The following is a 21,232-nucleotide window of genomic DNA, read 5'->3' as shown; positions in this document are numbered from 1 at the left end:
TATAAGATCTTTACTTAAAGAGATCCATCAACTTTATTTGTAATAATACTTTTAACATCGTACAATATTGAATTATCCTTTTGTTTCAAAGATAAATCCATGTCTAAAAACTTTTTATGAGCTACACCTAAAACAACAGCGTCAAATTTCTCACTAGGTAAAATAGAAGTTGTACATAAACCATATTCATGCTTCACTTCATTTGGATTTGCCACAGGGTCGTAAATGGTTACTTTAATTCCATAATCATCTAAAGCCTTTACCACATCCACAATTTTTGTATTTCGTACATCTGGACAATTCTCTTTAAAAGTAATCCCTAACATTAGTAAAGAAGCTCCATTAACAGTAATTCCTTTTTTGATCATCAATTTGACCACTTGTGAAGCGACATATTCTCCCATACTGTCATTCAAACGGCGTCCTGCTAGTATTATCTCTGGATGATACCCTAATTCTTGTGCTTTCTGGGCTAAATAATACGGATCTACACCTATGCAATGCCCTCCTACTAAACCTGGTTTAAATGGTAAAAAATTCCATTTAGTTCCAGCGGCTTCTAAAACAGCATGCGTATCAATATTCATTAAATTAAAAATTTTAGCCAACTCATTGACAAAAGCAATATTGATGTCTCTTTGAGAGTTCTCAATCACTTTGGCAGCCTCAGCTACTTTAATACTCGGAGCCAAATGCGTTCCAGCAGTAATTACACTTTTATATAAATCATCTACTTGTTTCCCAATTTCTAGAGTAGAACCTGAAGTAACTTTTAATATTTTTTCTACCGTATGCTCTTTATCTCCAGGATTAATTCGTTCAGGTGAATAGCCCGCAAAAAAATCAACATTGAATTTTAATCCAGAAACTTTTTCTAATACGGGAATACATTCTTCCTCGGTTGCTCCGGGATATACTGTTGACTCATAAATAACGACATCTCCTTTTTTCAAAACTTTACCAACTGTTTCACTAGCTTTGTAAAGTGGTGTTAAGTCCGGTCGATTATTTTTATCCACTGGCGTGGGAACTGTAACAATGTAATAATTACATTCTTGTATATCCGACAAATCATAGGAACAGAAAAGTCCATTACCTTCATTTTGATTACTTTTTAATAAGACGGCTTGAAGTATTTCATCTTCAACTTCTAAAGTTCCATCATGTCCTTCACGAAGTTCTTTAATTCGAGTTTGATTAATATCAAAACCAACTACTTTGTATTTTGTGGCAAATAATCGGGCGAGAGGTAATCCTACATAGCCTAGGCCAATAACTGCTATTTTTTTCATTAAATCTATTACTTTAAATTATGAAAGTACCAAGAAACCGCTTCTTGAATACCTTGTTCAATAGAATATTGAGGATGGTATCCTAAATTATTTTTTGCTTTGTCAATACTAGCTAAAGAATGAGGTATATCTCCAGCTCTATTTGGTCCGTGTAGTACTTCTACCTCAGCAATTTTAGGATCAAAAAGGGCTAAATTATCTTTCAATAATTTTACTAATTGTGTAAGCGTTGTTCTGTCTCCGTAAGCCGTATTATATACTGTATTGATAGCTTCAGGATTTTGGGTAGTAATTGCTAATTCATTCATTTGAATCACATTATCAATGTAAGTAAAATCCCTTGAGTAATTACCATCTCCGTTAATTACAGGGCTTTCATAGTTCATTAATTGCTTTACAAACAAAGGTATCACCGCTGCATAAGCACCATTTGGATCTTGCTTTCTTCCAAAAACATTAAAATAACGTAAACCTATTGTCTCAATACCATAAGTTTTACTAAATATTTCGGCATATAGTTCGTTGACATATTTAGTAATGGCGTAAGGAGAAAGTGGTTTCCCAATAACATCTTCGACTTTGGGCAAACCTTGAGAGTCTCCATAAGTTGAGGAACTAGCTGCATATATAAAACGTTTCACTTTAGCATCTCGAGCTGCAGTCAACATATTCAAAAAACCAGAAACATTCACTTCATTAGTTGTAATGGGATCCTTAATAGATCGAGGAACAGACCCTAAGGCTGCTTGATGCAAAACATAATCAACTCCTTGCACTGCTTTTTGGCAATCTTCGATTTTCCTAATATCGCCTTCAATTAAAGTAAAATTAGAATGATTGATTACTTGATCTAGATTGTGCAAATGTCCTGTTGCAAAATTATCTAGACAAACTACCTGATATTCTTTTTCAATAAAATAGTCGCAAAGATTAGAGCCAATAAATCCAGCCCCACCTGTTATTAGTATTTTCATTTATAAACTATTTAATATTCTTTTTAAAATTAGACCCAAGGTCACCAAAAATCCCGCTAATAGTCCACCCAATACAATCCCTTTGGCTTTTCCAAATTGTTCTTTGGGCAGAGGCAAAATGGGACGATCAATCACTTGAATCAATGGGGTTTCTTTGCGCAGGGTAACTTTAGCCAGTTCCGTTTGTTTCACTAATTCGGTTAAAATAGCCGTATTGGCTTGTACGTCTACTTGTCGTTTTGCCGAAGGCGTACGATTCACGTTCAAGGCAGGGTTTAGCATAAAGGTATTATCATTAGCTACCGCCACTCCAGTGATGGCACCATTCAATTCAGCACGAATGGAATCCGTTTGCTTTTGTAAAATAGCCATATTCATTCGGGCTTTTTTACTCTTCGTATCCACGTAAAAGTCCGATACCTGTTTCGCTAAAGTTTCTGAGAACGCTTTAGCAAAGGCCTCATTCTCTGATTTGACATCAATACTGATAATCGATATTTTTTTGTCTTTTTGGGCAACCGTCAAACTCGTCTTAGACAAATCTTCATACATCTTGCCCATAATACTATCGTGTTCACGGGTAAAGTACTTTTGCTTGGTCAAAGGAGGAAATTGTATGGCTTTTAATTTTGGTTTTTCTTGCCATTTTTCTCTCCATTCCTGAGTACGAATGTATAGTTCAGCCAAAGAAATCGTATCCTTCCCATCGAATACCGGTTGCATCAAAGTTTGCTCCACCATAGAGCGAGATTTGAATAATTCGGTCAAATTAGCCCCTGAGAAGGCGCCACCACCACTACCTCCTAAATCAAACCCCAAGGAACTCGCTAAGCCTAGAGCGCCACTAATTCCTCCTGCTGATTTCTCATCTTCTAAGGCAAAAGATAAGGTGGCAGTATATACCGGTTTTTTCATAAAAGAATAGCCAAGCCCTAAAGCCGCTCCTACTACACCCGCTAACACAATGAACTTCCATTGTGATACCAAGTACGAATACCATTCTTTGGCTTTCTCGAGTAGTTCTTTAAGGGTGATTTCGTCGTTCTCCATTGTAGTTGTTGGTTGATAGTTGTTGGTTGATGGTTCGTTTTTCAACATTCGTTGTTCCTTGTTCATCATTCAAAAATACTATTTTTTACCGCTAAGGCGCTTTTGCCGCTAAGACGCTAGGGCGCTAAGTTTAGTCATTGCGAAAGCAGTGAAGCAATTTTATCACCGCTGATTCGCAGGTTAATTTATTTTATCGTTATCGATTACCTGTCATTGCGAACGCAGAGAAGCCTGCCTGCGGCAGTCAGGCAATCTTTAGTTGTATTGGTTAAACTTCGTAAATCGTACTTCTAACATCGTACCTCGACCCGAGGCGAAGCCGAACGGAGCGAAGCTAATATCGTACTTCGTATATCGTAAATTATTTCTATAATTTCTTCAATCTGTGTTCTTCCAGTAAAAGTACTATTATACACACATTGTTACATTATTACATTTTCAAATTGGTACATTCCTAAATCGTACTTCGACCCGAGGCGAAGCCAAAGTCTGCGAATACTTGGAGCAGAGTATGTGGGGAGCGAAGCTAATATCGTATATCGCAAATTACTTAAACGCCGTTACAATCAACAACGCCAAACTCGTCATGACACTTCCAATACTTACCCATTCTCCTGTTGTCATTTTCTTGGTCTCAGGCTTCTCAGGAATAATAATTTGAGAACCTGGTGTTACTTTAGGATAGGTTTTAAAAAACAAGAACGATCCCGTTACTGCAGCTTTTCCGTTAGGATACACTACATAGGCTTTTTTCTTCCATGCTTTAGCATCAGTCCCCCCCACAGCATTCAAATAGTAATTAATTCCTCTACCACTATTGTACGGAATCTCCGAAGTCAACAATACATTACCGGTCACTTTAACACTTTCGCTAAAGGCAGCGACTTCAATTTCATCTCCAGGAAGTAAGGTAATATTGGTACGGCTTTTAGGATTACGTACAATGCGATCCCAATCTACAGGAATAGTCGCATATTTCAATTCTTCTTTCAATTTTTTAAGCGCTTTATTCTGTACCGTATCTTTTTTAGTCATCCCTGCATCGACTACATTTTTAGTCACATCAAAATTGACATTTTCTAAATCTTCAATTTGTTTGGCTTGAATAGGACGCTTTATTTTTACTCCTTTAGCATCTGCCAAAGAGGTCAAGCCACCCGCTCGTTGAATCACACTGTAAATCTTTTCTTTTTTATCTGCCAAAACATATTTACCAGCATAGGCTACAGCTCCAGTCACACTAACCATCTCTGGCTTTTCGTACACCGCCATTCTACGAATATTGACTACATCAAAGGGAGCCAAAACAAAATTTTCAGCTTGTTCATTATTTCCAGGGGTAATTTCTAGATTAAATAATGCTACTCGAGCCGTACTTTTTTCATTTACCTCATCCGATTGAATCATACGAGCAATCTCCACCCGTTTAGATGCTGAACCCGTGAGACCGCCTGCTTGTACTAGTAAATCATTCAAAGTCAAAGCCGGATTAAAATCATAAGTCCCTGGTTTTTTAATTTCACCATCAATAGTCACTTGATACTCTTCTTTGAAATCCAAGATAGAATATACGGTTACTACATCTTCTTTTTTGAGCAAAATATTCGCTTGAGCATCTCCGCGAAGCGCTTTTCCTAAATCAACTGCAACAGACTCCTTAGTAAAATCCGATTTCAAACGCACAATGGTAGCACGAGTCGCATAGGCGTCTTCTTTCAGTCCATCGGCTTTAGCAATCAAATCAGCAATACGCATCCCTTCATAAAAAGAATAGGTATTGGGTCTAAAAACTGCCCCTTCAATTTTGATACGATTTTCAAAACGATTTAAAATTTTGGCTACTGTAAACACATCTCCAGAACGGGGTTTGTACACTTTATAATCGGCCGCTTTAATATCTTTTACCTTGAACTCTTTATCTGTTTTTTGCAACACATTCACCGATGCAGTATAGGCAAACTCATTAAATCCAGAGGCAAATGTCAACAAATCTTGAAAACTCTCTCCAGATTTCATCTCAAAAATACCAGGACGTTTTACCTGCCCTTCAAGCGTAACTCTTTGGTTATAGGCCGGAATACGAATCACATCATTATCCTTCAATCCAATATTATCCGACTGGTTGCCATGCACCAAAAAACGGTACAAATCAATAGTACGGTACACTTTATTGTTACGAATCAACTCAATGTTACGATAGCTGCCATTTTTAGCTGGACCACCTCCTAAATACAACGCATTATACACCGTTGCCAAAGAGGAAACCGAGTAATTCCCAGGTTGTTTACTCCCAATCAAAGTCACTTTAATGGTACGAATGCGACTCAAACTAATGCCTACTTGGGATTGTCCTGAACGTACTGTACTATACACTCTTGCAATAGCATTGCGTATTTTTACACTTGCAGCTTCAATAGTCATCCCGGAAACCGCTATTTGACCCACATACTGGATATTGACCTTCCCTTCAACGGTAACAGGTACTGCATCACTAAATTCTTGGATACCATAGACACTAATTTGCAATTCATCTCCAGGTCCTAAAACATAATTAACTGGAGTAGCTAATTTTAGATTAGGCTCAAAATTCAAACTAGGAGTATCAAATAGTTCCGAACCAAAAACCAGAGTATTCAAGGTATCTTTTACCTTTTTGTTCACAATAGGTTCTTGCTTGCGACCATACTCTTCTGAAGTTTCTCCTTCTAAATTTCCTTTTTTAATAGGGGCTACAACTGCCGATTTCATTCCCAAACGTGCTTTTAATTTCGCAAATTCAGAGGCTGACATTCCCTTAGATAAAGCCAATTGCTCGGCCTGATCAATGGTAAGCTTGTTCGTTTCTAACTGCGTACGAATTTTAGCCAAGTCAGTATCCGACAAATAGTCCACTTTCAAGGTACTTAAATCTTGTGCTTTCATCAAATCCTGCGCTACAATTGGTGTACTTTGCATCAAGGCAAAAAACAAAAGCGCGAGTGATAGTATTTTTTTCATATTAAAAATTTGTAAATGAAGTAATGTAGCAATATATCAATTGTTTAATTGTTACATTATTAAATTGTTATAGTAGTAGTTGGGAATTTTCTTTTTCTAATTGATTATAAATATACTTTACATCCTGTGATTGTTCTTTTTGCAAAATCAAATTAGCATCAGGAGTGCTGACAAAAATGGTGTTTTTCAATCCAATAAATGTGGAAAAGACATCCGTACCAATCACCATATTGCCTTGATCATCAACAGGATGACCTTGATTGAGCAAATAATCGTACACCGATTCAAAAGATCCTAAGTCAGACCAATTGAAAGCAGAAGCAACAACTTTAATTTTTTTAGATCGCTCCATCACGGCATAATCAATACTAATCGATGGGATAGCCATAGATAAATCCAAATTTAATTGTCCTTCTTGATTCGCTTTCCAAGCAGCTTGAGCTTTCTCAAAAACGGTTGGCTCAAATTGATGCAATTCCTCTAACAAAACTTTAGCCTTAAAACAAAACATCCCGCTGTTCCATAAAAAGTTACCTCTCGAAATAAAATCGACAGCAGTAGCTTTATTCGGTTTTTCGCGAAATGAAAGTACAGCATCATCTTGATACTCAATATATCCAAATCCAGTTTCAGGTTTTGTGGGTACAATTCCAAAGGTAACAATATAATCTTCTTGCGCCTTAGCAATAGCTTCAGTAATCGCACTGTTGTAGGCATCCATTTCGTCAATAATATGATCGGAAGGCGTCACAATTAAAATGGCATCAGGTGCAGCGGCAAAAGCGGCAAAAGCAATGGCTGCAGCCGTATTTCTTGGGGTAGCCTCTACAATATTGATGTAAGTAGTTTGCGTTTTCTCCAACACTTTTTTGCTCAAATGGCAATTATCCACATTCCCCACAACCATCACTTGATTGACTAAATGACTATTGCGTTCCACAGTCATTTCAAACAAAGACTTCCCTTCAAACAATTCTAAATATTGCTTGGGCTGACTTTTTCGAGAGAGAGGCCACAAACGACTCCCTACTCCCCCAGTAAGAATAACATGCACAATAGATGAACTCATACTATCTATTTTTTAACAGTTGTAACATTTCAACCAACAACTGATAACTAACAACTGACAACCAATAAGGTATAACTACTTTTTAGCCTGTTTCTCTGCTACTTCTTGACGAAGGCTGCTACTAGAAAAACGATGTTCTCGCTTATTAAAATACAATTCAATCCCTTTGTCTTCGCAATAGGTTCTACCTGTAAAATTTTTATCTTGATATTCGTCTCCAATAATGCGAACATCTATCTTGAATGAACGTAAAATATCTTCCAAATCCTGCTCTGTAGCATACGGCACAATTTCATCTACAAACTTACATCCCTTCAATTGAATGTATCGCTCCACTACCGATTGTACAGGACGATTTTTATCTGGTCGGTCCAAAGTAGGATCGGTTTGCAAGCCACAAATCAAATAATCACATTGCCTTTTGGCTTCTTCCAACATAGTAATATGCCCTGCATGCAATAAATCAAAGGCACTAAAGGTGATTCCTACTCTTAGTTTGGCACTCATATAATTTTATTTTTAAATAAAAATTTGAATTTAAGACACAGCTTCGCCGTTTCCAGTCCCATAAAAAACTGAAAAACGGATAGTAAAAGTAACGCAAAAATAGTAAAAATAAACCAATATTTTGTAAGTTTTTTAAACTATACGGATACTATAAATTATCACTACTATCCTGTCTTTTCTAATACCTTAATTATCAATTATAAGTACAAACATAGCCAAAAATAAAAAACAAAATATCACTAAAATTAGTGAGAAGAAAGAGGCACAAAAGAGACGCTTCTGGAGAAAATACGAATCATAAAATGTATTCATTTGAAAATGTACCAATTCGTCTATTTAATAGTAGACATTCCTTTCTTGAAATCGAAGATTCAACGATTCCAAAAAAACAATAAAAACTAGAGTTATAGGGGCTAGGGGTGTGTTACAATTTACGAAGTACGAAGTACGATTTACGAAGTTTAACCAATACAACTAAAGATTGCCTGACTGCCGCAGGCAGGCTTCTCTGCCTTCTGAATGACCGACAACAAATAATAAAACCTTTGCGACCTAGCGTCGACAGTTTCGTGGCAGAAAAAAGTAATTACGTTGACTAAAGTACCACAGTCAACTGAACTGTCAACTGAAAACCGTCAACTGACAACCATCAACTGACAACCATCAACAGACAACACTTACTTATGCTTCATCCTCAACACACAACCCATTGATTCCAAAACTAGAATATAGTGAGAAGCAGTTACTTCCTGCACTACAGCTTGTTGGTTCACAAAAGGACCAGATTCTAGTTGAATGGTTTCGCCTACTTGATAGGTACTCACTTCAATTTCAGCAAGATCAGGAGAATTGAGCCATTTTTTAATAGTAGCAATTTCGTCTTCACGGACAATCGCAGGTTTTTGCAACCAAAACAAATACCGTACTGCCCCTGGAGATTGAAACACCGAAGGACGATCTTTATCTTCCAAATGCACAAAAACATACGAATTAAACAACGGTACTTCTACCTTCTTTTTTCGATCCGACCATTGACGCTCTTTGGTCACCAAAGGGCAATAGCATTCAATTCCAATAGCTTGCAATTGCTCGGTAACTTTTTTTTCCCATTTGGGTTTTGTATAAAGTACGTACCAGTTCATGTTGTTTTGCCGCAAAGACGCTAGCCTGCCAGCCGCAGGCAGTGACGCCAAGGTTAGACATTATTTAAAAGTTAAAAAAAATTAAGCCCCAATACCGTGATAAACAAACCCAATAGCTTCCATTTCAGAACGATGCAATAAATTACGCCCATCAAATATAAAAGCAGGTTTTTGCATCCCATCGTATATTTTTTGCCAATCATAGGTGGTAAATTCATCCCATTCAGTCAATACCGCAATAGCATGCGCACCAGCACAGGCTTCGTAAGGTGTACCAAAAGAGGCTACTGATTGTGCATTGGACTCAGGTGTACGTGTTTCCAAATAATCCAAATCAGCCAGCACTTTAGCCGCAGGTACCTTCGGATCATATACAGCGATTTGGGCCTGTTCATTAATCAAATCATCCGCCACATAAATAGCTGCCGATTCTCGAGTATCATTAGTATCTTTTTTGAAGGCCCAACCCAAAAAAGCAATCTTTTTAGATGCTACTGTATTGTATAATGTTTGAACAATTTTAGCCGAAAAACGTCTTTTTTGATGGTCATTCATGATAATCACTTGTTCCCAATAATCTGCTACTTCATTCAATCCATACGACTTAGCGATATAGACCAAATTCAATATGTCTTTTTGAAAACAAGAGCCTCCAAAACCAACAGAAGACTTTAAAAATTTAGAACCAATGCGACTATCCATCCCAATAGCACGAGCTACTTCGGTTACATCAGCTCCTGTCTTTTCACATAATTCAGATAGCGCATTAATCGAAGAAATACGCTGCGCTAAAAAAGCATTAGCTGTTAATTTAGATAATTCAGAAGACCAAACATTGGTCGTTAAAATTTTGTCGCTGGGTACCCAATTCGCATATACATCCACCAAAGACTGAATCGCTTCTTGCCCATCAGGAGTAGTATCACCACCAATTAAAATACGATCTGGATGCAATAAATCTTCCACTGCAGTTCCTTCTGCTAAAAATTCTGGATTTGACAAAATTTGAAATTGCACTCCATTACCTGTATGGTCCAATATATTTTTAATCGCCTCGGCAGTACGAACAGGCAACGTAGATTTCTCGACCACAATTTTATTGTCTTTGGCCACCTGAGCAATTTGACGCGCACACAACTCAATGTATTTCAAATCGGCAGCCATTCCTTTTCCTTTTCCATAAGTCTTGGTAGGCGTATTTACCGAAATAAAAATCAATTGCGCTTCATCAATGGCTTTTTCAACATCTGTAGAAAAAAAGAGGTTTCTGCCTCTGGCTTCTGCTACAACAGCACTCAATCCTGGTTCATAAATCGGAATAGCATCTACGTTTTTATCATTCCAAGCCGCAATACGATCAGCATTCAAATCTACTACCGTTACCTGAATATCTGGACATTTTTGAGCAATTACCGCCATGGTAGGCCCTCCCACATAACCTGCTCCAATACAACAAATTTTTGTAATCTTCATTTATTTATAATTAGTCGTTTGACTTTTATTTAATTTTTTACCATGGATTTTTCAAACGGAACCCGTTGTAAAATACTACGTCCTAATGTTACTTCATCTGCATATTCTAGTTCATCTCCCACCGAAATCCCTCTTGCTATCGTAGATAATTCCACTGGATAATCCATAATTTGCTTGTAAATATAAAAATTGGTAGTATCTCCTTCCATAGTAGAACTTAACGCAAAAATGATTTCTCTTACCCCTCCTTGTTTTACTTTTTCAATCAAAGGATTAATATGCAACTGACTCGGACCTACTCCATCAATTGGTGATATTTTTCCTCCCAATACATGATAAATTCCTTTAAACTGGCCTGTGTTTTCAATAGCCATCACATCGCGAATATCCTCTACTACACAAATAATTTGATGATTCCTATTGGTATTAGAACAAATTTCACACAAATCATAATCCGAAATATTATTGCAACTAGTACAATGTTTGATGTCTTCGCGCATTGTAGTAAGTGCTTGAGACAAATACTGCGTTTGCTCCTGAGGCTGTTTCAACAAATGCAAAACCAATCGCAAAGCCGTACGCTTACCAATACCTGGCAATTGCGACATTTCGTTAACTGCTTTTTCTAATAATTTTGAAGAAAATTCCATGGATACAAAAATAGTGAATTGGATAAATGAATTGACTTAATATTGGTTGGTAGCCAATAAAACCAAAGTACAAGCCACTTCCACCTGAATATCGTTCAATGCTAACAATTGATAAAACTCCGGATTTTCAGTTCCTGGATTAAAAATAACACGATTAGGATGGGCTTCAATAATATAATTGTAATATTCCCTTTGACGAACTGGATTGAGGTACAAACTAACTGTATCGATGTTTTTAATAGGTAGTGCTTTAGTTTGAATTGTAATACCTGCCACTTCACCTGTATTTTGCCCAATCGCTACTACCGAGTGCCCTTTGGCAACCAAAGCAGCAATAGCTTTAAAAGCATAACGTTCGGGATTAGTAGTTGCCCCAAGCACCAAAGTTTTTTTATTTTTCATCGATTTAAATTGTATGCTACAAAAGTAATCAAAAAAGAAACGTTTGTGTCAAATTATTCGGACTAAACCGTCGATTTAGGCAAGAAAATTTCAGCTATCATACAACGCGCACTACCCCCTCCACAAGCTTCAATAGTATCCAAACTAGCTTTCAAAATAGTCACATGCTCTTCTAATTGGGCAATTTGTTTCTTGGTTAAGCTTTGGTATGCCGAAGCGCTCATCACTAAATATCGTCGCTCATTAGCCCCAATTACTTCTAGCATATTACCCGCAAAATGATTCAACTGTGCTTCAGTAATCAGAATTATTTCTTTTTCATCACCACGCAAACTGTCCAAGACCATTTTACGTTCTTTTTTATCGTCAATACAATCAGCGCAAATTACGGCAAAAGTATCACCAATACACATCATCACATTGGTATGATAAATCAACTTACGTTCATCACCAACAGTCTGAAAGGCTTCAAAAATAACGGGGGTGTATTCAAAATCTTCACAAAACTCAATAAACAATTCTTCATCAGCGCGCGGAGACAACGCACAATACGCTTTTCCATTTTCTCGATCCAACACAATACTCCCAGTGCCTTCCAAGAAAAACCCCTCAGTTTCTGCCGAAGTGTAATCCATTATTTCGTTGACCACAAAACCCTCGTCTTCTAATACATCTAAGATATCTTCACGACGTTCCAAACGACGGTTTTCAGCAAACATAGGATACAAAACCACATCACCATTTTCGTGAAACGAAATCCAATTGTTTGGAAAAATACTATCGGGCGTATCAGTATCAGTAGTATCCTCTACCACAATAACCTGAATACCCACAGCACGCAATTGCGCAACGAAAGCATCAAATTCCTGTTGTGCCTTAGCATTAACCGTTGCGGGTAATAATCCGTCCAACACTTTTTGGTAGTAATTATTGACAGCAGTTTGTTCGTTCATTCGAAACGCCACGGGGCGAATCATTAGGATAGCGTTAGTAGTTTGGTTCATTTTTTTTATTGTTTAAAGTTTAAAGTTAGAAGTTTAAAGTTAGCAACAACCTTAAACTTTAAACTTTAAACACATTTATTCTCTAATCAATGGCAATGTCGAGCAACGCAACAACCCTTCTTGTTTAGCTATTTCGGCATAAGGTACTTCTTCTACTGTAAATCCGTTTTCTCTAAGCCAATGGTTCAAACGGCTAAACTTCCTTTCAGAAACAACAACATCTGGAGCTATGGAAAACACATTAGAATACATATGGTACATTTCCTTGCGCTTGATATGAAACAAATTTTCTTTTCCAAACAAATTCACTAAGAATAAATAATCCGCCTCCTCACGAAAGCCTCTTTTGTATATAATTCCTTTGTCTTTACCCACAGGCTGAAAACAACAATCCAAATGCAAGGCATTATCTCGGGCTTCTATTTTGGATTTAACCAAATCGAATTCCTTTACTATTTTATTGGGAAATAGTTTTCGGAGGTACTCTACCCCTTGCAGATTAGTTCGGGCAGTAATATAGTCTTTGTAATCACTCCCTTTATAAGTCCCTACAAAAATATAATCCCTCCACAACATCACATCTCCTCCTTCAATATGAACTTCTTCAGGAGGTCGTACCACCTTATCAGGTGCTATTTGGTCGATGATATACTGTATCGCATCGAGCTCACGCTCTCGATCAGGTAAAATATTAGACTTTATAAAAACATCATCAATAACAAATCCAATATCACGAGTAAAAATCTGATTGTAATTCGGGATGAGTTGAGGGCGAAAAACCGTAACTCCATATTTTTGTAAGACCGACTCAAAAGCATCCATTTCCAGTGCCATATCGGCTTCAACAGGATAAGTTCCAGCTTTGATGTGCTCTAATGATTTAGGATCATAAGCCTCCTCAGCCAGTGGAGTAGGCCCATTACTTTCTGCAGTTCCTAAAACCACCGCACGCAAGCGTGACGTTTCGTCTTGTACATGTAATTGCAACATAAATTCGGGAATTAAGAAAGCGAAGGTAATAAAAAAAGCTTCACCAAAAGTGAAGCTTTAGATTATTCAGAATTAGGCTATCTTTTAAACTCTCTTAAAGGATGACCTACATACACTTGTCTTGGTCTACCAATAGGTTCTTTATTTTCACGCATTTCTTTCCATTGTGCAATCCAACCTGGTAATCTTCCAATTGCAAACATAACTGTAAACATATCGGTCGGAATTCCTAAGGCTCTATAGATAATACCAGAGTAGAAATCTACGTTAGGATATAAATTTCTTGATTTGAAATAATCATCCTCTAAAGCAGCCGCTTCTAACTTTTTAGCAATATCCAAAATAGGATCTTGTACTCCTAAAGTACCTAAAACTTCATCTGCCGCTTTTTTAATAATTTTGGCTCTTGGATCAAAGTTTTTATAAACACGATGCCCAAATCCCATCAAACGGAACGGATCATTTTTATCTTTAGCTTTAGCTAAATATTTCTCTGCATCACCTCCTGTTTTATAAATTTCCTCTAACATTTCAAGTACAGCTTGATTAGCGCCACCATGAAGTGGTCCCCAAAGTGCAGACACACCAGCAGAAATAGAAGCAAATAAACCAGCATGAGAAGAACCTACCATACGCACAGTAGAAGTAGAACAGTTTTGTTCGTGGTCAGCATGAAGAATAAACAACTTGTCTAATGCATTAATCACAACTGGATTGGCAGCATAAGGTCCAGTAGGCAATTCAAACATCAATCGCATGAAATTTTCAACATATCCTTTTGTATTATCATAATAATTCAAAGGGAATCCCATACTTTTTCTATAAGTCCAAGTTGCAATAACCAAAAATTTCCCCATAGTCTTACATACCGCCTCATACATCTCCGCACTATTATCAACATTAACCGATTTTGGATTAAAAGCTGTCAAAGCACTAGTCAAAGCAGATAATACACCCATAGGATGAGCAGTTTTTGGAAAACCGTCAATGATGTTTTTCATTTCCTCATTCACCAAAGTATATTTTCTAATGTCTTCCTCAAATTGATGTAATTGAGCTGCTGTTGGCAACTCGCCAAAAATAATTAAATAAGAAACCTCTAAAAAATTTGACTTTTCGGCTAAATCCTCAATGGCATAACCTCGATAACGCAAAATACCTAATTCTCCATCAAGGAAGGTAATCCCACTCTTACAAGAACCTGAATTTTTATAACCAGGATCGAGAGTAATTAAACCAGAAGCGTCACGTAATTTACTAATGTCGATCGCTCCTTCATTCTCACTTCCTGTAATAACTGGAAGCTCAAATTGATTGCCATCGATTGTTAATGTTGCTATTTTTGACATAATATTAAAAGGAAATAAACTTGAATAAATAAATATTTCTCAAATTTAAGCAATTTTATATTAATTTGAAAGTGAAAATAGAAGTGAAAATGTTAAAATTCAAAAAAAAAGCCATTCACGAACCGTGAATGGCTTTAAAAAATACTATTTGACCTATTTATTTTACTTTAAATGCATTTTTTCCAGGGAAATATGCTGTGTTTCCAAGCTCTTCTTCGATACGAATCAACTGATTGTATTTTGCCATACGATCAGAACGTGAAGCCGAACCTGTTTTTATTTGACCACAGTTTAATGCTACGGCTAAATCAGCAATAGTATTATCTTCTGTTTCTCCTGAACGGTGAGACATTACTGATGTATAACCCGCATTTTTAGCCATGTTTACAGCTGCAATAGTTTCTGTCAAAGTACCTATTTGATTTACTTTTACTAAAATAGAATTGGCAATACCTTTTTCGATACCTGTTGACAAACGCGCTACATTAGTAACAAACAAATCATCCCCAACTAACTGCACTTTATCGCCAATTTTTTCTGTTAATAATTTCCATCCATCCCAGTCATTTTCGTACATACCGTCTTCAATAGAAATAATTGGATATTTAGACGCCAATTCAGCTAGATATTCGGCCTGTTCAGCAGATGTTCTTACCTTTCCTGTTGGACCTTCAAATTTAGTATAATCGTACTTTCCATTTACATAAAATTCCGATGAAGCGCAGTCTAAAGCAATCATAATTTCGTCACCAAAAGTATACCCTGCATTCTCAACTGCTTTTTTGATAGTATCTAAAGCGTCTTCTGTACCTCCAGCCAAATTAGGAGCAAAACCACCTTCATCACCTACTGCAGTAGAAAGACCTCTATCGTGCAATACTTTTTTCAAACTGTGAAAAATTTCAGTACCCATTTGCATAGAGTGAGAAAAAGAAGTCGCTTTTACTGGAAAAATCATAAACTCTTGGAAAGCGATAGGCGCATCAGAGTGAGATCCTCCGTTGATAATATTCATCATCGGTACTGGCAAAGTGTTAGCCGATACACCACCTACATAACGATACAATGGCAATCCCAATTCGTTAGCAGCCGCTTTTGCAGCAGCCAAAGACACTCCTAAAATAGCATTAGCTCCTAATTTAGATTTATTTGGCGTACCATCTAAATCAATCATCATTTGATCCAATACATTTTGTTCAAAAACAGAAGTACCTACTAACTCATCAGCAATAAGAGTATTGACATTTTTCACTGCATTCAAAACTCCTTTTCCTAAGAATGCTTTTCCTCCATCACGTAACTCAACAGCTTCGTGTTCTCCAGTAGAAGCCCCAGATGGTACTGCTGCTCTTCCTAAAATACCATTTTCTGTAATTACATCTACTTCAATAGTAGGATTTCCTCTAGAATCAAAAATTTGTCTTGCGTGAATTTTAACGATAATACTCATAATCATTTATTTTATAATGTTGAACTCTATATTTTAAACGCAAATATATTACATCTTTCGCAATCAGAATACAAAAAAAATCAATCTTATTAACGAAAACGTTGTAATTTATTAGTGCAAATTATAGCGGAATTATGAATATCAAAATTTTAAAAGAAATAACACTTAAATACTGTAAAATGTTACATAAAAAAAGCGGAGTTAAATACTCCGCTTTCGATAACATCCAAATATGGAGTTATTTATTTTTTCATATTCTCAATAAATTGATCAAACAAATAGGACGAATCATGAGGACCCGGACTAGCCTCTGGATGGTATTGTACAGAAAAACAATTTTTATTTTTCATACGCATTCCAGCAACTGTACCATCGTTCAAATGCAAATGAGTGATTTCCAAATCAGGATGATTTTCTAATTCTTCTTTATTGACAGCAAAACCATGATTCTGAGACGTAATCTCTCCTTTGCCAGTAATCACATTTTTTACTGGGTGATTAATTCCTCGGTGTCCATTAAACATTTTATAAGTAGATACCCCATTGGCAAGAGCAATTACTTGATGTCCCAGACAAATTCCAAATAAAGGCTTATTATTCGCTAAAATTTCTTTTGCCACACCAATAGCCCCAGTTAAAGGATCTGGATCGCCAGGACCATTCGATAAAAAGAAACCATCTGGATTAAATGAAGCCAAATCAGCATAAGTAGAATCGTAAGGAAAAACTTTAATATAACAATCTCTTGATGCAAAGTTTCGAAGGATATTGGTTTTAATACCTAAATCCAAAGCAGCTATTTTATAGGTAGCCTTCTCATCTCCATAAAAATAAGGGGTAGTCGTAGATACTTTGGAAGCCAATTCTAGTCCTTTCATATCAGGAGTTTTGGCTAAAGCAGTTTTCAAATCCTCAATAGGCGTTCCATCGGTACAAATCACCGCATTCATTGCGCCATTATCACGAATATAGCTTACTAAAGCACGTGTATCTACATCCGAAATACAGATTAAATTTTGTTTCGTAAAATACTCTTCTAAACTTTCAGAAGCATCTTCTCGAGAATAATTAAAACTGAAATTTTTACAAACTAAACCAGCGATCTTTATTCCATCCGATTCAATCTCTGAATCATTAACACCATAATTACCAATATGTGCATTGGTAGCTACCATGATTTGACCAAAATACGATGGATCTGTAAAAATTTCCTGGTATCCTGTCATTCCAGTATTAAAACATACTTCTCCAAAAGTAGTTCCACTTATTCCAATTGATTTTCCGTGAAAAATGGTACCATCACTTAATAGTAATATGGCACTTTGTCTAGTTGTGTATTTCATGTGTTGTAAAATATGCTGCAAATTTAATTTATAAAAGCAGCACATGCAATTAATTGTTTGAAGATTTTAATTTTTCAAATGATAAGTTATAATTCAAAAAAAAAGGATAAACTAAAAATTAGCTTATCCTTTTATATTATTGAATAATTACTACCATAATTATTCAGCAGCTTCTGTTGTTGGTTCAGCTTCAGCAACCGGAGCATCGGCAACCGGAGCTGCTTCTGTAACTACTTCCTCTGCTTTTTTAGCTTTCCCACCACGACGGCTTTTAGCTTTCTTAACTTCTTTTTTCCCTCCGTTGTAAAGTTCATTAAAATCAACTAATTCGATCATTGCCATATCAGCATTATCTCCTAAACGATTTCCAACTTTAATGATACGAGTATATCCACCTGGACGGTCACCTACTTTAGCAGCAACGTCTCTGAATAAATCAGTTACGGCATATTTACTACGTAAGTATGAAAATACAACACGACGATTGTGAGTCGTATCAGATTTTGATTTTGTTATTAATGGCTCAACAAATTGTTTAAGCGCTTTTGCTTTAGCAACAGTAGTATTAATACGCTTGTGCTCAATTAATGAACATGCCATATTAGCCAACATAGATTTTCTATGTGCAGTCTGTCTGCTTAAGTGATTGATTTTTTTTCCGTGTCTCATTGCTTTATGAAATGTAATCTACCATAAATGGCAAATTAGATTATTCTTTATCTAGTTTGTATTTTGTTAAATCCATTCCGAAAGTAAGGTTTTTAACCGCCACTAACTCATCTAGTTCAGTTAACGATTTTTTACCAAAATTACGGAATTTCATTAGGTCATTCTTATTGAAAGATACCAAATCACCAAGTGTGTCAACTTCAGCCGCTTTCAAGCAATTTAATGCTCTTACAGAAAGATCCATATCAACAAGCTTAGTTTTAAGCAACTGTCTCATATGTAATGATTCTTCATCATACGATTCTGTTTGTGCGATTTCGTCTGCCTCAAGAGTGATTCTTTCATCCGAAAACAACATGAAATGGTGAATTAAAACTTTAGCAGCTTCGGTTAGTGCATCTTTTGGATTAATAGACCCATCAGTTTTGATTTCAAAAACTAATTTTTCATAATCTGTTTTTTGCTCTACACGGAAGTTTTCAATAGCATATTTTACATTTTTTACCGGAGTAAAAATAGAATCTGTAAAAATGGTTCCAATTGCAGCATTTTGTTTTTTGTTCTCTTCAGCAGGAACATATCCCCTACCTTTTTCGATAGTTAAATCGAAATTCAGTTTGACTTTACTATCTAAATTACAGATTACAAGTTCTGGATTTAAAACTTGAAAACCTGAAATAAATTTTTGAAAATCACCAGCTGTTAATTGCTCCTTACCAGAAACTGATACAGTAACTGATTCATTATCGACATCTTCAATTTGACGTTTGAAACGTACTTGTTTTAGATTAAGGATAATTTCAGTAACGTCTTCAACAACTCCTGAAATAGTAGAAAACTCATGATCTACACCTTCGATACGAACCGATGTAATTGCATAACCTTCCAATGCTGAAAGCAAAACTCTTCTAAGTGCATTACCAACAGTCAATCCATAACCAGGTTCTAAAGGTCTAAATTCAAATTTACCTTCAAAATCGGTTGAATCGATCATGATAACTTTATCGGGCTTCTGAAAATTAAATATTGCCATAAATTTCGACTAAGTCAATTATTATTTGTTGTACAACTCTACGATTAATTGTTCTTTAATGTTTTCTGGAATTTGCAATCTTGCAGGTACAGAAACAAAAGTACCCTCTTTAAGATCGTTATTCCAAGTAATCCATTCATAAACATGACTTGAATTAGACAAAGAACGTTCGATAGCCTCTATAGATTTAGATTTTTCACGAACAGCAACTTTATCACCAGGCTTAAGGTGGTAAGAAGGGATATTAACCACTTCACCATTCACGGTAATGTGTCTGTGAGAAACGATTTGACGAGCACCTCTTCTAGAAGGAGCAATACCCATTCTATAAACTACATTGTCTAATCTTGATTCACATAATTGTAATAAAACTTCACCAGTAACTCCTTTAGTAGCTGATGCTTTTTCGAATAAATTTCTGAATTGTTTTTCTAAAATACCATAGGAATATTTAGCTTTTTGCTTTTCCATTAATTGAACAGCATATTCAGATTTTTTTCCTCTTTTTTTAGCCATCCCGTGTTGACCAGGTGGATAATTTCTTCTTTCGAAAGCTTTATCGTCTCCGAAAATTGCCTCGCCGAATTTACGAGCGATTCTTGTACTTGGACCAGTATATCTTGCCATTTTAATTTTTTTAAGATAGAGATTATGAATTCAGGTCTTATCCTTCGATAATCGTATAGTTCTATCTAGGTTATACTATAAATTACTTTGAGTATTAAACTCTACGTCTTTTAGGAGGACGACATCCATTATGAGGCATTGGAGTCACATCAATAATTTCTGTAACTTCAATTCCACCATTATGTAAAGAACGGATAGCAGACTCACGTCCGTTTCCTGGTCCTTTAACATAAACTTTAACTTTTTTAAGTCCAGCTTCAAGAGCTACTTTAGTACAGTCTTCTGCGGCCATTTGAGCGGCATAAGGAGTATTCTTTTTTGAACCTCTAAAACCCATTTTACCAGCCGAAGACCAAGAAATAACTTCACCTTTTTTGTTTGTCAAAGAAATGATGATGTTGTTAAAAGTAGCAGAAATATGAGCTTCTCCAGTTGATTCAACGATAACTTTACGTTTTTTTGCAGTTGCTTTAGCCATATTACTTATTATTTAGTTGCTTTTTTCTTGTTAGCAACAGTTTTTCTTTTACCTTTTCTTGTTCTAGAGTTATTTTTAGTTCTTTGTCCTCTTAATGGAAGACCAGATCTATGACGGATACCTCTATAACAACCAATATCCATTAAACGCTTGATGTTCAAAGAAACTTCAGAGCGTAATTCTCCTTCAATCTTGTAAAACGATACTGCATCACGAATTGCTCCGATTTCAGCATCATTCCAATCTTGAACTTTTTTATCTTGGCTAACTTGAGCTTTCTCTAAAATCTCAATTGCTCTACTTTTTCCTAATCCGAAGATATAGGTAAGTGCTATAACACCTCTCTTGTTTTTTGGGATATCTACCCCTGCTATTCTTGCCATAACTATCCTTGTCTTTGTTTAAATCTAGGATTCTTTTTGTTGATTACGTATAATCTTCCTTTTCTACGTACGATAATGCACTCGGCACTTCTCTTTTTAACTGATGCTCTTACTTTCATTGTTGAAATATCTTTTAATATCTATAAGTAATTCTTGCTTTTGACAAATCGTAAGGACTCATTTCTAATTTCACTTTATCACCAGGTAATAATTTGATGTAATGCATACGCATTTTCCCAGAAATATGAGCAATTACAATATGTCCGTTTTCTAACTCTACACGAAACATTGCATTTGACAATGCCTCAATGATTGATCCATCTTGTTCTATTGCAGATTGTTTTGCCATA

General features: G+C 36.1%; 22 protein-coding genes. All 22 read right to left on the bottom strand.

The window, feature by feature from the left end:
• Positions 1-14 precede the first annotated feature (14 nt).
• A complete protein-coding gene (locus MG292_RS05600) occupies positions 15-1,292 on the bottom strand; it encodes a nucleotide sugar dehydrogenase (protein ID WP_264533698.1) in 1,278 nt (425 codons plus the stop codon).
• An 8-nt stretch (positions 1,293-1,300) separates the two neighbouring features.
• A complete protein-coding gene (locus MG292_RS05595; protein WP_264533699.1) occupies positions 1,301-2,266 on the bottom strand; it encodes an SDR family oxidoreductase in 966 nt (321 codons plus the stop codon).
• Positions 2,267-3,385: a Wzz/FepE/Etk N-terminal domain-containing protein gene (locus MG292_RS05590; protein ID WP_319799839.1), complete on the bottom strand. Its 1,119-nt coding sequence runs from the start codon at positions 3,383-3,385 to the stop codon at positions 2,267-2,269.
• Between the two features lie 477 nt (positions 3,386-3,862).
• Complete coding sequence (locus MG292_RS05585) at positions 3,863-6,313, bottom strand: SLBB domain-containing protein (RefSeq protein ID WP_264533700.1); 2,451 nt, start codon at positions 6,311-6,313, stop codon at positions 3,863-3,865.
• Positions 6,314-6,380: 67 nt separating this feature from the next.
• Positions 6,381-7,382, bottom strand: a complete 1,002-nt coding sequence (locus tag MG292_RS05580; RefSeq protein ID WP_264533701.1) for a mannose-1-phosphate guanylyltransferase — start codon at positions 7,380-7,382, stop codon at positions 6,381-6,383.
• 75 nt (positions 7,383-7,457) lie between these two features.
• Positions 7,458-7,889 (bottom strand): adenylyltransferase/cytidyltransferase family protein, encoded by a 432-nt coding sequence (locus MG292_RS05575; RefSeq protein ID WP_264533702.1) that lies wholly within the window; start codon positions 7,887-7,889, stop codon positions 7,458-7,460.
• Between the two features lie 677 nt (positions 7,890-8,566).
• Positions 8,567-9,031 carry a UpxY family transcription antiterminator gene (locus MG292_RS05570; RefSeq protein WP_264533703.1) on the bottom strand — a complete coding sequence of 155 codons (465 nt, stop codon included), beginning with the start codon at positions 9,029-9,031 and terminating at the stop codon, positions 8,567-8,569.
• An 81-nt stretch (positions 9,032-9,112) separates the two neighbouring features.
• The gene (locus MG292_RS05565; protein WP_264533704.1) at positions 9,113-10,504 is read right to left on the bottom strand and encodes a UDP-glucose 6-dehydrogenase; all 1,392 of its coding nucleotides are present in this window, start codon (positions 10,502-10,504) and stop codon (positions 9,113-9,115) included.
• Positions 10,505-10,533: 29 nt separating this feature from the next.
• On the bottom strand, positions 10,534-11,154 hold the full coding sequence (gene recR, locus MG292_RS05560) for a recombination mediator RecR (protein WP_264533705.1): 621 nt from the start codon (positions 11,152-11,154) through the stop codon (positions 10,534-10,536).
• 36 nt (positions 11,155-11,190) lie between these two features.
• Positions 11,191-11,556, bottom strand: coding sequence for a CoA-binding protein (locus MG292_RS05555; RefSeq protein ID WP_264533706.1), 366 nt, complete (start codon positions 11,554-11,556; stop codon positions 11,191-11,193).
• A gap of 62 nt (positions 11,557-11,618) precedes the next feature.
• On the bottom strand, positions 11,619-12,560 hold the full coding sequence (ctlX, locus tag MG292_RS05550; RefSeq protein WP_264533707.1) for a citrulline utilization hydrolase CtlX: 942 nt from the start codon (positions 12,558-12,560) through the stop codon (positions 11,619-11,621).
• Between the two features lie 75 nt (positions 12,561-12,635).
• Complete coding sequence (locus MG292_RS05545; protein WP_264533708.1) at positions 12,636-13,550, bottom strand: dimethylarginine dimethylaminohydrolase family protein; 915 nt, start codon at positions 13,548-13,550, stop codon at positions 12,636-12,638.
• A gap of 77 nt (positions 13,551-13,627) precedes the next feature.
• Positions 13,628-14,899: a citrate synthase gene (locus tag MG292_RS05540; protein WP_264533709.1), complete on the bottom strand. Its 1,272-nt coding sequence runs from the start codon at positions 14,897-14,899 to the stop codon at positions 13,628-13,630.
• Positions 14,900-15,056: 157 nt separating this feature from the next.
• On the bottom strand, positions 15,057-16,349 hold the full coding sequence (gene eno, locus MG292_RS05535) for a phosphopyruvate hydratase (RefSeq protein WP_264533710.1): 1,293 nt from the start codon (positions 16,347-16,349) through the stop codon (positions 15,057-15,059).
• Between the two features lie 242 nt (positions 16,350-16,591).
• Positions 16,592-17,692, bottom strand: coding sequence for a glutamine-hydrolyzing carbamoyl-phosphate synthase small subunit (gene carA / locus MG292_RS05530; protein WP_264533711.1), 1,101 nt, complete (start codon positions 17,690-17,692; stop codon positions 16,592-16,594).
• Between the two features lie 159 nt (positions 17,693-17,851).
• On the bottom strand, positions 17,852-18,361 hold the full coding sequence (gene rplQ, locus MG292_RS05525) for a 50S ribosomal protein L17 (protein WP_264533712.1): 510 nt from the start codon (positions 18,359-18,361) through the stop codon (positions 17,852-17,854).
• Positions 18,362-18,401: 40 nt separating this feature from the next.
• Complete coding sequence (locus MG292_RS05520; protein WP_264533713.1) at positions 18,402-19,394, bottom strand: DNA-directed RNA polymerase subunit alpha; 993 nt, start codon at positions 19,392-19,394, stop codon at positions 18,402-18,404.
• A gap of 21 nt (positions 19,395-19,415) precedes the next feature.
• Positions 19,416-20,021 (bottom strand): 30S ribosomal protein S4, encoded by a 606-nt coding sequence (gene rpsD, locus MG292_RS05515; protein ID WP_264533714.1) that lies wholly within the window; start codon positions 20,019-20,021, stop codon positions 19,416-19,418.
• A 94-nt stretch (positions 20,022-20,115) separates the two neighbouring features.
• Positions 20,116-20,499, bottom strand: a complete 384-nt coding sequence (gene rpsK / locus MG292_RS05510; protein ID WP_229316093.1) for a 30S ribosomal protein S11 — start codon at positions 20,497-20,499, stop codon at positions 20,116-20,118.
• 8 nt (positions 20,500-20,507) lie between these two features.
• Complete coding sequence (gene rpsM / locus MG292_RS05505) at positions 20,508-20,882, bottom strand: 30S ribosomal protein S13 (protein WP_264533715.1); 375 nt, start codon at positions 20,880-20,882, stop codon at positions 20,508-20,510.
• A 2-nt stretch (positions 20,883-20,884) separates the two neighbouring features.
• Entirely contained in the window at positions 20,885-21,001 is a 117-nt protein-coding gene (ykgO, locus tag MG292_RS05500; RefSeq protein WP_002987490.1) for a type B 50S ribosomal protein L36, read from the bottom strand.
• A gap of 14 nt (positions 21,002-21,015) precedes the next feature.
• On the bottom strand, positions 21,016-21,231 hold the full coding sequence (gene infA / locus MG292_RS05495) for a translation initiation factor IF-1 (protein ID WP_007136545.1): 216 nt from the start codon (positions 21,229-21,231) through the stop codon (positions 21,016-21,018).
• Position 21,232: the final 1 nt, after the last annotated feature.

This window comes from Flavobacterium keumense, from assembly GCF_029866485.1.
GTDB classification, from domain to species: domain Bacteria; phylum Bacteroidota; class Bacteroidia; order Flavobacteriales; family Flavobacteriaceae; genus Flavobacterium; species Flavobacterium keumense.
The sequence above is the reverse complement of the archived record's forward strand: the minus strand, read 5'-3'. Positions and strand labels throughout refer to the sequence as shown.

Coding starts and splice junctions, on each gene's coding strand:
- MG292_RS05600 (WP_264533698.1), bottom strand. CDS start 1,292: ATGAAAAAAATAGCAGTTATTGGCCTAGGCTATGTAGGATTACCTCTC.
- MG292_RS05595 (WP_264533699.1), bottom strand. CDS start 2,266: ATGAAAATACTAATAACAGGTGGGGCTGGATTTATTGGCTCTAATCTT.
- MG292_RS05590 (WP_319799839.1), bottom strand. CDS start 3,385: ATGATGAACAAGGAACAACGAATGTTGAAAAACGAACCATCAACCAAC.
- MG292_RS05585 (WP_264533700.1), bottom strand. CDS start 6,313: ATGAAAAAAATACTATCACTCGCGCTTTTGTTTTTTGCCTTGATGCAA.
- MG292_RS05580 (WP_264533701.1), bottom strand. CDS start 7,382: ATGAGTTCATCTATTGTGCATGTTATTCTTACTGGGGGAGTAGGGAGT.
- MG292_RS05575 (WP_264533702.1), bottom strand. CDS start 7,889: ATGAGTGCCAAACTAAGAGTAGGAATCACCTTTAGTGCCTTTGATTTA.
- MG292_RS05570 (WP_264533703.1), bottom strand. CDS start 9,031: ATGAACTGGTACGTACTTTATACAAAACCCAAATGGGAAAAAAAAGTT.
- MG292_RS05565 (WP_264533704.1), bottom strand. CDS start 10,504: ATGAAGATTACAAAAATTTGTTGTATTGGAGCAGGTTATGTGGGAGGG.
- recR (WP_264533705.1), bottom strand. CDS start 11,154: ATGGAATTTTCTTCAAAATTATTAGAAAAAGCAGTTAACGAAATGTCG.
- MG292_RS05555 (WP_264533706.1), bottom strand. CDS start 11,556: ATGAAAAATAAAAAAACTTTGGTGCTTGGGGCAACTACTAATCCCGAA.
- ctlX (WP_264533707.1), bottom strand. CDS start 12,560: ATGAACCAAACTACTAACGCTATCCTAATGATTCGCCCCGTGGCGTTT.
- MG292_RS05545 (WP_264533708.1), bottom strand. CDS start 13,550: ATGTTGCAATTACATGTACAAGACGAAACGTCACGCTTGCGTGCGGTG.
- MG292_RS05540 (WP_264533709.1), bottom strand. CDS start 14,899: ATGTCAAAAATAGCAACATTAACAATCGATGGCAATCAATTTGAGCTT.
- eno (WP_264533710.1), bottom strand. CDS start 16,349: ATGAGTATTATCGTTAAAATTCACGCAAGACAAATTTTTGATTCTAGA.
- carA (WP_264533711.1), bottom strand. CDS start 17,692: ATGAAATACACAACTAGACAAAGTGCCATATTACTATTAAGTGATGGT.
- rplQ (WP_264533712.1), bottom strand. CDS start 18,361: ATGAGACACGGAAAAAAAATCAATCACTTAAGCAGACAGACTGCACAT.
- MG292_RS05520 (WP_264533713.1), bottom strand. CDS start 19,394: ATGGCAATATTTAATTTTCAGAAGCCCGATAAAGTTATCATGATCGAT.
- rpsD (WP_264533714.1), bottom strand. CDS start 20,021: ATGGCAAGATATACTGGTCCAAGTACAAGAATCGCTCGTAAATTCGGC.
- rpsK (WP_229316093.1), bottom strand. CDS start 20,499: ATGGCTAAAGCAACTGCAAAAAAACGTAAAGTTATCGTTGAATCAACT.
- rpsM (WP_264533715.1), bottom strand. CDS start 20,882: ATGGCAAGAATAGCAGGGGTAGATATCCCAAAAAACAAGAGAGGTGTT.
- ykgO (WP_002987490.1), bottom strand. CDS start 21,001: ATGAAAGTAAGAGCATCAGTTAAAAAGAGAAGTGCCGAGTGCATTATC.
- infA (WP_007136545.1), bottom strand. CDS start 21,231: ATGGCAAAACAATCTGCAATAGAACAAGATGGATCAATCATTGAGGCA.